This window comes from Salipiger sp. PrR007, from assembly GCF_010499845.1.
Lineage (GTDB): Bacteria > Pseudomonadota > Alphaproteobacteria > Rhodobacterales > Rhodobacteraceae > Salipiger > Salipiger pacificus_A.
In genome coordinates this window covers 20,376-31,088 of record NZ_JAAGOZ010000024.1, presented here as the reverse complement: position 1 = coordinate 31,088, position 10,713 = coordinate 20,376, and the positions used below count along the sequence as shown (strand labels likewise).

The window sequence follows — 10,713 nt, the reverse complement described above, 5'->3', positions numbered from 1 at the left end:
TCCGGGACACGCCCGCCGTCCGGAGGCCTTGGCCAGAAAAATCCTCCTCCACCCCGAGCTAACCGGTCTTGGGGGGCTGTGTCTCGATCTCGACCTCCTTCTCGGCCGCCCTCCCCTCGGCCCCGCCCGACAGGGGGCAGGACAGGCCCGCGGGAGACTGTCGCGTCCGTGTGTTGATCAGGCTTTGATGCGCGCCACGGTTTGCCGCCAGCTCGGCGCATGCCCGCTCAGCATGAACGGCCTCAAGCGGCACCTTCGCCTTCAACTCGGCGCCGTAGGTCTTCCGTTTGACAGCCATGCTTTTCGGGCTCGACATCGTTGGCGGCAAGCTCGGCAAAATGTCGGAATTTCGGTGCCTTCCTAAACCCATAGCTAGCGCGCCGGATGCCCTGCACATGATCGACAGCGGAACGTCTCTTCGGCTTCGTCGACATCGCCTCGATCCGACTTTGGGTGCGCCAGTTCTCAGCCTGACCTAGGAAACAGAATTTTGTCGCGCGCTGACGTTAGGCCATCCCGCCATACCCCATGAATCCGACGGTCGGATTGCTCCCATCCGAGCCCACCCGGCATCGCCACGGGGCGCCGCTTGGACCGATCCGCATGTAGACCGAGCTTCTTGCGCCCGAGGATTGCGATCCCACGACCTTCAGCCTGCCCGAGGTTTCTGCCGCCAGCTTGGCCTTGCATGCCCCCACGGCCGCATCGCTCGCGGAAAAACTGCCCTCGACGAAGCCCTTGGTCAGTGGTTGAATCTGCGGGCCCTGAGCACAAGCGCCGAGGGCAATAACCGTGGCAACCATCGCGAACGTCCGGGTGTACTCGACCATCGGGGGGTCCTCCTTTCGGGGCAGTCGCGATCAGCTTGCGGCACGAAGGAGCCCGTCTCAAGGGGGGCTGGCGAACTCGTGTCCGCCCCCGATCCCGTGTGGGCGCCTCTTTGCCGGTCACCTCCGCGCTGCTCCCGATGATGGCGGATGGGGATGTCGATGCCATCCCGGTGCTGGAGAGCGAACGCATTGTCGGCATCGTCACGCGCACCGACCTCATCGCCGCGCTGGCACGCGAGGCGCTGAATTTGTGCTGAGATCGCCGTTGAAGTCGGGTAGCCGGCAAGGTGGCCTACGCAGTGATGGTGTCGATCGGCAGTACAGTCTGGGTCTTCAACCGCCGCAGCGCGAAGTTGGCGGAAATCTCGCGCACCGGAACTGCTTCGGTGATCTGCCGCCGCAGACGCTCGAAGCCGGACATGTCGCGAACCACGATGCGCAGGACGTAATCGTGACTCCCGGCAAGTTGATAGACCTCCATGACCTCCGGCAAACCGACCACGACACTTTCGAACAGTTTTTGCCACTCCGCGCTCTGCTCCGGTGCCGAAATGCTGACGAAGACGGTGAGACCGAGCCCAAGACGCTCGGGATCCACCAAAGCCACGCGTCCCCGGATCACACCGGTCTGCTCCAGTTTGCGCACGCGCTTCCAACAGGGGGTCTGTGACAACCCCACCATGTCCGCCAGCCGGGCGAGCGGAACCGTCGCGTCCCCCATCAGCGTTGCGACGATCTTGCGGTCGATGCGGTCGAGTCCCATCCGGATCCCTCCTGCGAGTCGGTTTACCGGATCAGCATGTCGCATTTTAACAATATGTCTACCGTCATTGTCGTGATTAAAGCAAAGACGACTTCTCCTGCCGTGAATTTGGTGTTTTACTGAGCGCATGATCACGCAGAAGACCAAATACGCTCTCAAGTCCCTCATGGCCCTCGGGGCGCTCGAACCGGGCACGGCGCTGACCATTGAGGAAGTCGCACAACGGTCGGGAGCGCCGAAGCGCTTTCTCGAGCACATCCTGCTCGATCTGCGGAAATCCGGATACCTCGGGGCCAAGCGGGGCCGCGCCGGAGGGTACTTCCTGATCCGCGAGCCCGCAAAAGTCTCGCTTGGCGAGTTGCTGCAACAGATCGACGGGCCCATCGCGCCCCTGCCCTGCCTCTCTCGCCGCGCCTATCAGCGCTGCGAGGATTGCGACGACGAGCAGAGCTGCCAGCTGCGCCGGGTCTTCGGCGAGGTGTTCTACAGCTACCTACTGCTGATCGAGTCGCTGACCCTTCAGGATCTGCTGAAAGATCCTGTAATGGCAGGGAAAACCTTCGGCACCGGCACGCCATAGGAGGCGGCGCAGGAAAGCGGATTGTCGCGGCAACCGATCGCCAGAGAATAAAGTTCTCTCACAGCGATGCAAGACGCCGAACCTCTTCTCTCGCAAATACGACTAACACGATGGATATTTAGGTTATTGGGCAAGCTGCCCAGCTCATCGTCGGGCGATCCCGCCCGTCCGAAAGGAGGACCCGAATGCCGACGTCCCTTCACTCCAGTCCTGCGCGGCGGGTGCATGTGACGCACCTCGTGACCCGCGAGTCCCGACTGCCGCTTCAGGTCGGCAGCCGCGCGCTGACCATGCGTGCCGGCGCCCCCGAAGTGGGCCGCCCGCGAGAGGATGCAAGGCCGCTGCCCCACGCAATGGCGTGTCCGCGTGACCCGTCCCGGCCAAGTGCCGGTCTGACATTCCCCTTGTGAGAGAGACCCGACATGAGCCTCGCCTTTCTTCGCACCCACGCGTCCCTGCTCGCCGCCGTGCTGGCCAGCGGCGCGGTCATGAGCCCCAGTCTCGCCGCCGCCGAGACCCGGCTGCTCAACGTCTCCTACGACCCCACGCGCGAATTCTACCGCGCCTACAACGCGCTATTCGCCGACTGGTGGCAGGCGCAGGGACACGAACCCGTCACCATCGAACAAAGCCACGGCGGATCAGGCGCGCAGGCGCGTGCGGTGATCGACGGGCTCGACGCGCAGGTGATGACACTCGCGCTCGCCTCGGACATCGACGCAATCGCCGAGCGTTCGGGGGTGCTGCCCAAGGACTGGCAGGCAAGCCTGCCGCATAATTCCGCGCCCTATACCTCGACCATCGTCTTCCTTGTCCGCCAGGGCAATCCCAAGGGCATCGCCGACTGGGACGACCTGATCCGCGACGACGTGCAGGTGGTCACCCCCAACCCCAAGACCTCGGGCGGGGCACGCTGGAATTTCCTCGCCGCCTGGGGCTGGGCGCTGACCCAGTCCGGCGGTAGCGAGGACAGCGCGCGGGACTACGTGACAGAGCTTTTCAAACACGTGCCGGTCCTCGACAGCGGCGCGCGCGGGGCGACCACCACGTTCACCCGACGCGGCGTCGGTGACGTGCTGCTGGCCTGGGAGAACGAGGCGTTTCTCGCGCTCGACGAGCTTGGCGCGGAGGCCTTCGAGATCGTCGTGCCCTCTGTTTCGATACTCGCCGAGCCGCCGGTGGCGCTTGTGCCTGGCAATATCAAGGATGACGCGCAGCGCGAGGTGGCGCAGGCCTATCTCGAGTATCTCTACAGCCCCGAGGCGCAGGCGCTGGCGCTCGCAAACTTCTACCGCGCCTGGGACAGCTCGCTGGCCGCGGATGACGAGATCGACCGCTTCCCCGACCTCGAGCTCGTCACGATCGCCGATTTCGGCGGCTGGACCGAGGCGCAGCCGCGCTTCTTCGGCGACGGCGGCATCTTCGACCAGATCTCCGCGGAGTGAGCCCGGTGCTGCGCGTCGCCTCGCCCCTGCCCGGCTTTGGCCTGGGCATGGGGATCCTGCTTGCCGCCCTGACCGGCGTGGTTCTGCTGCCGCTGGCGGCGCTTCTGGGTCAGGGCCTGCTCATGGGCCCGGCGGAGATCGCCGGTCACCTCGCCCCGGCACGGGTGCGCGCGGCGCTCCTGCTGTCGTTTCGTGCGGCGCTGGTCGCCTCGCTGTTCAACCTGGTCTTCGGGCTGGCGCTGGCCTGGGTGCTGACCCGCTATCGCTTTCCGGGGCGGCGGCTGATCGATGCGGCGGTGGACTTGCCCTTTGCCCTGCCGACGGCGGTGGCCGGGATCGCGCTGACCACGCTCTACGCGCCGAACGGCGTGTTTGGACAGGCGCTGGCGCCACTGGGGATCAGCGTCGCCTACACCGAGGCGGGCATCTGGCTGGCGCTGGTCTTCGTCGGGCTGCCCTTCGTGGTGCGCACCGTGCAGCCGGTGATCGACGAGATCGACTCGGAATGGGAGGAAGCCTCGGCCACGCTCGGCGCCTCGAGGCTGCGCACGCTGCGCAAAGTCGTCCTGCCGGTGCTGACGCCCTCGCTGATGACCGGCTTTGCGCTGGCGCTGGCCCGCTCGGTGGGCGAGTTCGGTTCGGTCATCTTCATCGCCGGCAACCTGCCAGGACAGACCGAGATCGCGCCGTTGCTGATCGTCATCCGGCTCGAGGAATACAACTACGACGCGGCTGCGGCCATCGGCCTCGCCATGCTCGGCATCTCCTTCGCGATGCTGCTCTTCATCAACGCCACACAGGTCTGGACCCGCAGGAGGATCGGCCATGTCTGACCCCGCCGCGCTTGACAGGCCCCAGCCCCTCCGCGCGACCACCGAGGGCCCGACCGTCCGCGCCCTGCTCACGCTGGGCGTGCTCGGCCTGACCCTGGTGCTGCTGATCGCGCCGCTTGCGGTGGTTTTCGCCGAGGCCCTGCGGGACGGGTTTGGCGCCGCCGGCGCCGCACTCACCGAGCCCGACGCGCTCTCGGCGATCCGCCTCACCCTCATGGTCGCCGCCGTCTCGGTGCCGCTCAACGCAGCGATCGGCCTCGCCGCCGCCTGGGCCATCGCCAAGTTCGACTTCCGTGGCAAGGCCGTTCTGATCACCCTCATCGATCTGCCCTTCTCCGTCTCGCCGGTGGTGGCGGGGCTGGCCCTCGTGCTGCTTTACGGATCGCACGGCTGGCTCGGCACTTGGCTGCAGGCGCATGACCTCAGGATCGTTTTCGCCTTCCCGGGCCTGCTGCTGGCGACGCTTTTCATCACCTTTCCCTTCGTTGCGCGCGAGCTTATCCCGGTGATGACCGAACAGGGCCGCGCCGAGGAAGAAGCAGCGCTGACGCTCGGCGCCTCGGGCTGGCACATGTTCCGCACCGTGACCCTGCCCAACGTCCGCTGGGCGCTGCTCTACGGCGTTCTGCTGTGCAATGCGCGCGCCATGGGAGAGTTCGGCGCGGTGGCGGTGATCTCGGGCAAGATCCGTGGCCAGACCACCACCATGCCGATCATGATCGAGATGCTCTACAACGAGTATCTCTCGGTCGCCGCCTTCTCGATGGCGGCGCTGCTGGCAGCGCTCGCACTGCTCACGCTCGCCCTGAAATCCCTGCTTGAATGGCGCCACGCGGACCAGCTGGCCGCCACCCGCCGTCACTGATCGGAGACTTCCATGCACATCGACATCGAAGAGATTTCCAAGAGTTTCGGCACGATGACCGCGCTGCACCCGGTGTCGCTCGCCATTCCCTCGGGCGCGATGGTCTCGCTGCTTGGCCCGTCAGGCTCGGGCAAGACCACGCTGCTGCGCATCCTGGCCGGGCTGGAACAGCCAAGCGCCGGGCGGGTGCTGCTTGACGGCGTGGACGCCACTGGCACCCCGGTGCAGCAGCGGCGCACCGGCTTCGTGTTCCAGAGCTACGCGCTCTTTCGCCACATGACAGTGTTCGAAAACATCGCCTACGGTCTGCGCGCCCGGCCGCGCCGCGCCCGCCCCGGCAGTGCCGAGATCGCCCGCCGCGTCGCGCGGCTGCTCGAGCTGATCCAACTGCCGCAGATCGCCGGGCGTTATCCCAGCCAGCTGTCGGGCGGCCAGCGCCAGCGGGTCGCGCTGGCGCGTGCGCTGGCACCCGAGCCGCGCATGCTGCTGCTCGACGAGCCCTTCGGAGCGCTCGACGCCAGGGTGCGCCGCGAGCTGCGCGCCGGGTTGCGCGAGATCCACGATGCAACGGGGCTTACCACCGTTTTCGTCACCCATGACCAGGAAGAAGCCCTGACCCTCGCCGACCGGGTCGCGGTCATGTCGATGGGCCGGATCGAACAGGTCGGAGCCCCCGCCGAGATCCGCAACCAGCCGGCCACCGAGTTCGTCCGGAGCTTCATCGAGCCGCCGGCCGGCGTCACACCGACACGCGCCACCGCGGTGCTCGACAGCGCCACTGTGCCGCGATAGCACAGGACCGACACCGCGGGCCGCGGGCCCGCGCGCAGGAGACGACACCCATGAGGTCCCATGCCTGATCCCGTATCTGGCCCCCGACCCGCAATGCCCGCTCGATGAGAAGCCCGCTCCTCCGAGGCATCCTATCGGTCGGCAGTTGGACGCTCGCCAGCCGTCTTGTCGGCTTCCTGCGTGACCTGATGATCGCCGCCTACCTCGGGACCGGGCCGGTGGCGCAAGCCTATCTCGTCGCTTTCAGCCTGCCCAACATGTTTCGCCGTTTCTTTGCCGAGGGAGCGTTCAACACCGCCTTCGTGCCGATGTTCGCGCGGCGCCTCGAGGCCCGCGACAACCCGCGCGGATTTGCCGAAGAGGCCTTTTCTGGTCTCTTTGCCGTGGTGTTTGCGGTCTCGCTGCTGGCGCATCTGGCGATGCCGTGGCTGGTGGCGCTGCAGGCCAGCGGCTTTCTCGGCGACGAGAGGTTCGATCTGGCGGTGGTCTACGGGCGCATCTGCTTTCCCTACATCCTGTTCATCTCGCTCACCGCGCTGCTTTCGGGCCTTCTGAATGCGGGAGGCCGCTTCGCCACCGCCGCCGCTGCACCCGTGGTGATGAACCTCGTCCTGATCACCGCGATGCTGCTGGCGGACCGGCGCGGCTGGGACATGGGCCTCGCGATGGCCTGGTCGACCCCGTTGTCGGGACTGGCGCAGCTGGCAATTGTCTGGTGGGCAGCCCGGCGCATGGGCTTCGCGCTGCGTCTGCGCCGCCCGCGGCTGAGTCCCGACATGCGCAGGCTGCTCGTGGTCGCCGCCCCGGCGGTGCTGGCGGGGGGCGTCGTGCAGGTGAACCTGCTGGTTGGGCGGCAGGTCGGCTCTTACTTCGAGCATGGCATCGCCTGGCTGACCAACGCCGACCGGCTCTATCAACTGCCATTGGGAGTCGTCGGGATCGCGATCGGCATCGTGCTGCTGCCCGAGATCACCCGCCGCCACAAGTCTGGCGACATCGCCGGCGCCCGCCATGCCTTCAACCGCGCGGCCGAGCTTGCCCTGGTTCTGACGCTGCCCGCCGCGGTGGCGCTGGTTGTCATCGCCGAGCCGCTGATCTCGGTGCTGTTCCGCCGCGGGGCGTTCCTTGAATCCGACGTCGGCCCGACCGCACTGGCGTTGGCGATCTACGGCGCGGGCCTGCCGGCCTTCGTGCTGCAAAAGGTGCTTCAGCCTCTCTACTTCGCGCGAGAGGACACCCGCAGCCCGTTCCGCTTTGCGCTATGGTCGATGGCAGTGAACGCCGCGCTGGCGCTTGGCCTCGCGCCGGTCATGGGATTTTCGGCCGCGGCGCTTGGTACGACGGTCGCGGGCTGGGTCATGGCGCTGCAGCTTTGGCGGGGCACCCGCAGCTTAGGCGCCGCCACGCGGGTTGATCAGCGGTTGCGGCAGCGACTGCCGCGGATCGGCATCGCCACGGCTGTCATGGCCGCCACGGTGGCGGGAGCTTGCGGAGGTTTCAGCGGCGCGCTCGAGGCGGACGGCCTTCGATACATTGCTCTCGGGGCCGTTATTCTGGTCGGCGCAGGCAGCTATCTCGGGACGTATTGGATGCTGGGCGGATTGCGCGGCAGCGGCTCGGAACTTTGAACCGATCACGAGCACGAACCGAGACGGGCTATGACGCCAGGCGCGCATGGCATCGCGACGACCGAGACCGATCTGTCGCGCGTCACGGAGCGCGCACACGGCGTCGGGCATAGCTGCATGGGGACGAGTAGTCCGGGAGGAGAGGAAGGGTGGCGACGACCCAAGGGAGGAGGAGAAGGGTCGTCGCCGATTTCCGAGGCTCAGGGAGGAGGAGGAGAGCCTCTAGAAAATTCCTCGGCACTGCGTGGTGCCGATGAGCTATTGATGCCATTTGCTGCGCCGCAGCACCACTGCCGAAAAAGAAGACCCGCCTTGCATCCGGCGCATGGCTCTGGCCCGCATGAGGCAACTCCGGGAGCCGGCTGTTTACAAACGTTTAATGAAAGCCCGTCACCCGACCAGCGGGCGGAAGGAAACCTGTCCCTGAAGCCAGTCCGCGAAGGCCGCAGCCTTGTCGCCCCGCCCTTCCGGCGCGACGATGTACCAAGCCTGCTCGGTGCTCAGCGGCGCGTCCAGCACGATGGTCAGCTCGCCGCGCTCCAGCTCCGCCTCGATCAGGTAACGGGGCAGTAGCGCGATGCCGAGCCCGGCCTTGACCGCCTCGATGCTGAGCGCGAATTCGTCGAACCAGTGGCCGCCTTGCGGATCGGCCCCGTCCAGCCCCAAGCTGGCAAACCACTCCGCCCACATGGTCGCGCGGCTGGTGACATGCAGCTTGGGCTGCGCCAGCAGCTCCCCCGCCCGTCCGATCCGAAGGTCCCGCAGCGCACCTCCGGCGACGGGCACCACGATCTCGCTGCACAGGTAGGTGCATTGCCCGCCCGGCCAGAGCGGCTGACCGAAGTGCAGCGCGAGATCGCATTGCCGGCTGCCAAGGTCGAAGACGCCAGGATTCGTGCTCACATCCACCCGCAGCCCCGGGTGCCGCGCCAGGAAATCAGGCAGCCGCGGCATGAGCCAGCGCGTGGCGAAGGTTGGCGGCGCGTTCAGCGCCAAGAGGCTCTGGCCTTGCGCCCCGGCGGTGGCATGGCGCATGGTGCTCTCGGCCATGCGCAGCAGGCGCTGCACCTCGGGCAACAGCTCCGCCCCGGCCTGGGTCAGCACCACCCGCCCCCGCAGACGGTCGAACAGCGGCTTGCCGATCTGCGCCTCGAGGTCCCGCACGTGCCGGCTGACCGCGCTTTGGGTCAGGGAAAGCGCCTCGCCCGCGCGGGTGAAATTGCCGTGCCGGGCGGCAAGCTCGAAGGTCTGCAGCACCTTCATGTCGGGAAGCAGGCGTCGTTGCAGGGGCACGTCGGTCCTCGGGTTGATGCGGCGGTCACGATAGGCCGCAGCAGCGGCGATCACCATGCCAAACCCGCATGGGGTCAGCCCGACTTGGCGTTATGCGCATCGGCTGTCCGCTTGCTAACCTTACGCCGACCCATCGCTCCCGGAGGCCCCCATGCTGAGCAAACCCCTGCCCACCCTCACCGCCGAAACGCTCGAAAGCTGCGGCGTCGCCGCCGCGCTTGACGTGGACGGCGGCTTGCAGGTTGTCTCCCCGGTGACTGGCGACGTCGTCGCCACGGTCGCAACCCACAGCGCGGAAGACGCGGCCAGGGCGATCAACATCGCCGCACAGGCCTTCCGGGCCTGGCGCCTCGTGCCCGCCCCGCGCCGCGGGGAGCTCGTGCGGCTCTACGCCGAGGAACTGCGCAAATCCAAGGAAGCGCTCGGCCGCATGGTCTCGATCGAGGCGGGCAAGTCGCCTTCCGAGGGGCTGGGCGAAGTGCAGGAAATGATCGACATCTGCGACTTCGCTGTCGGCCTCTCTCGCCAGCTCTACGGCCTGACCATCGCCACCGAACGCCCCGGCCACCGCATGATGGAGACCTGGCACCCGCTCGGCGTGGTCGGCATCATCACCGCCTTCAATTTCCCCTGCGCGCCCTGGTGCTGGAACGCCGCGCTGGCGCTGGTCTGCGGCGACCCGGTACTCTGGAAACCGTCCGAGAAGACCCCGCTGACCGCGCTCGCCTGCCAGGCGGTACTGGAGCGTGCCCTTGCCCGCTTCGGCGACGCGCCCGAGGGGCTGAGCCAGGTGTTGATCGGCGGGCCGGAGCTGGGCGAGGCGCTGGTGGACAGCCCGAAGGTGGCGCTGATCTCGGCCACCGGCTCAACCCGCATGGGCCGCGTCGTCGGGCCAAAAGTGGCGGCCCGCTTCGGCAAGTGCATCCTCGAGCTTGGCGGCAACAACGCGGGGATCGTCTGCCCCTCGGCCGACATGGACATGGCCCTGCGCGCCATCGCCTTCGGCGCCATGGGTACGGCGGGACAACGGTGCACCACCATGCGCCGGCTCTTCGTGCACGACAGCATCTACGACCAGCTCGTCCCCGCGCTGCGCAAAGCCTACGCCAGCGTTACCGTCGGCAACCCGCTGGACAGCGGCGCGCTGGTCGGGCCGCTGATCGACAAGGCCGCTTTCGAGAGCATGCAGACCGCCCTGCAGGAAGCGGCGGAACTTGGTGGCACCGTGCACGGCGGAGCGCGCGCGCCGGTCGAAGGCGCGGCCGCCTACTACGTGAAACCCGCGCTGGTCGAGATGCCCGAGCAGGCCGGCCCGGTGCTGCGCGAGACCTTCGCGCCGATCCTCTATGTGATGAAATACAGCGATCTCGACGAGGCGCTGGAGCATCACAACGACGTCGGCGGCGGGCTCAGCTCGTCGATCTTTACCACCGACCTGCGCGAGATGGAGACCTTCCTCTCGGCCCGCGGCTCGGACTGCGGCATCGCCAACGTCAACATCGGCACCTCGGGCGCCGAGATCGGCGGGGCCTTCGGCGGCGAAAAGGAAACCGGTGGCGGGCGCGAGAGTGGCTCGGATGCCTGGCGCGCCTACATGCGGCGGGCGACCAACACGATCAACTACTCCTCGGAGCTGCCACTGGCGCAGGGCGTCGTCTTCGACATCGGCTGATCGGGGGGCGCC

11 protein-coding genes and 1 pseudogene are annotated in these 10,713 nt (G+C 67.3%); 8 read left to right on the top strand and 4 right to left on the bottom strand.

Going from position 1 to position 10,713, the window contains the following annotated elements; all coding sequences use genetic code 11:
* Positions 1-58 precede the first annotated feature (58 nt).
* Entirely contained in the window at positions 59-298 is a 240-nt protein-coding gene (locus G0Q01_RS11655) for a hypothetical protein (protein WP_164195818.1), read from the bottom strand.
* A gap of 208 nt (positions 299-506) precedes the next feature.
* Positions 507-830 carry a hypothetical protein gene (locus G0Q01_RS11650; protein WP_164195816.1) on the bottom strand — a complete coding sequence of 108 codons (324 nt, stop codon included), beginning with the start codon at positions 828-830 and terminating at the stop codon, positions 507-509.
* Positions 831-907: 77 nt separating this feature from the next.
* Between G0Q01_RS11650 and G0Q01_RS11645 the strand changes: the two are divergent.
* Positions 908-1,087: pseudogene (locus G0Q01_RS11645) on the top strand (CBS domain-containing protein); the annotation flags it as partial.
* Between the two features lie 35 nt (positions 1,088-1,122).
* Here G0Q01_RS11645 and G0Q01_RS11640 read toward each other — a convergent pair.
* Positions 1,123-1,593, bottom strand: coding sequence for an Lrp/AsnC family transcriptional regulator (locus G0Q01_RS11640; protein ID WP_164195814.1), 471 nt, complete (start codon positions 1,591-1,593; stop codon positions 1,123-1,125).
* 127 nt (positions 1,594-1,720) lie between these two features.
* On the opposite strand from G0Q01_RS11640, the gene G0Q01_RS11635 reads away from it, so the two are divergent.
* The 6 genes from G0Q01_RS11635 to murJ all read left to right on the top strand — a co-directional run bounded on the left by G0Q01_RS11635 (position 1,721) and on the right by murJ (position 7,736).
* Positions 1,721-2,173, top strand: a complete 453-nt coding sequence (locus tag G0Q01_RS11635; protein ID WP_108970357.1) for an Rrf2 family transcriptional regulator — start codon at positions 1,721-1,723, stop codon at positions 2,171-2,173.
* Positions 2,174-2,595: 422 nt separating this feature from the next.
* A complete protein-coding gene (locus G0Q01_RS11630; protein ID WP_164195811.1) occupies positions 2,596-3,618 on the top strand; it encodes a sulfate ABC transporter substrate-binding protein in 1,023 nt (340 codons plus the stop codon).
* On the top strand, positions 3,615-4,451 hold the full coding sequence (gene cysT / locus G0Q01_RS11625) for a sulfate ABC transporter permease subunit CysT (protein ID WP_164195809.1): 837 nt from the start codon (positions 3,615-3,617) through the stop codon (positions 4,449-4,451). Before G0Q01_RS11630 ends, cysT begins: the two co-directional genes overlap by 4 nt.
* Positions 4,444-5,316 (top strand): sulfate ABC transporter permease subunit CysW, encoded by an 873-nt coding sequence (cysW, locus tag G0Q01_RS11620; protein ID WP_164195807.1) that lies wholly within the window; start codon positions 4,444-4,446, stop codon positions 5,314-5,316. The genes cysT and cysW overlap by 8 nt, the downstream gene beginning before the upstream one ends.
* A 12-nt stretch (positions 5,317-5,328) precedes the next feature.
* Positions 5,329-6,108 carry a sulfate/molybdate ABC transporter ATP-binding protein gene (locus tag G0Q01_RS11615; RefSeq protein ID WP_164195804.1) on the top strand — a complete coding sequence of 260 codons (780 nt, stop codon included), beginning with the start codon at positions 5,329-5,331 and terminating at the stop codon, positions 6,106-6,108.
* A 104-nt stretch (positions 6,109-6,212) separates the two neighbouring features.
* Positions 6,213-7,736 carry a murein biosynthesis integral membrane protein MurJ gene (gene murJ, locus G0Q01_RS11610; protein ID WP_164195802.1) on the top strand — a complete coding sequence of 508 codons (1,524 nt, stop codon included), beginning with the start codon at positions 6,213-6,215 and terminating at the stop codon, positions 7,734-7,736.
* Positions 7,737-8,126: 390 nt separating this feature from the next.
* Here the strand turns inward: murJ and G0Q01_RS11605 are convergent, their stop codons facing one another.
* Positions 8,127-9,086, bottom strand: coding sequence for a LysR family transcriptional regulator (locus G0Q01_RS11605; RefSeq protein ID WP_203594990.1), 960 nt, complete (start codon positions 9,084-9,086; stop codon positions 8,127-8,129).
* Positions 9,087-9,180: 94 nt separating this feature from the next.
* On the opposite strand from G0Q01_RS11605, the gene G0Q01_RS11600 reads away from it, so the two are divergent.
* Positions 9,181-10,701, top strand: coding sequence for an aldehyde dehydrogenase family protein (locus G0Q01_RS11600; RefSeq protein WP_164195800.1), 1,521 nt, complete (start codon positions 9,181-9,183; stop codon positions 10,699-10,701).
* The last annotated feature ends 12 nt before the right edge of the window (positions 10,702-10,713 follow it).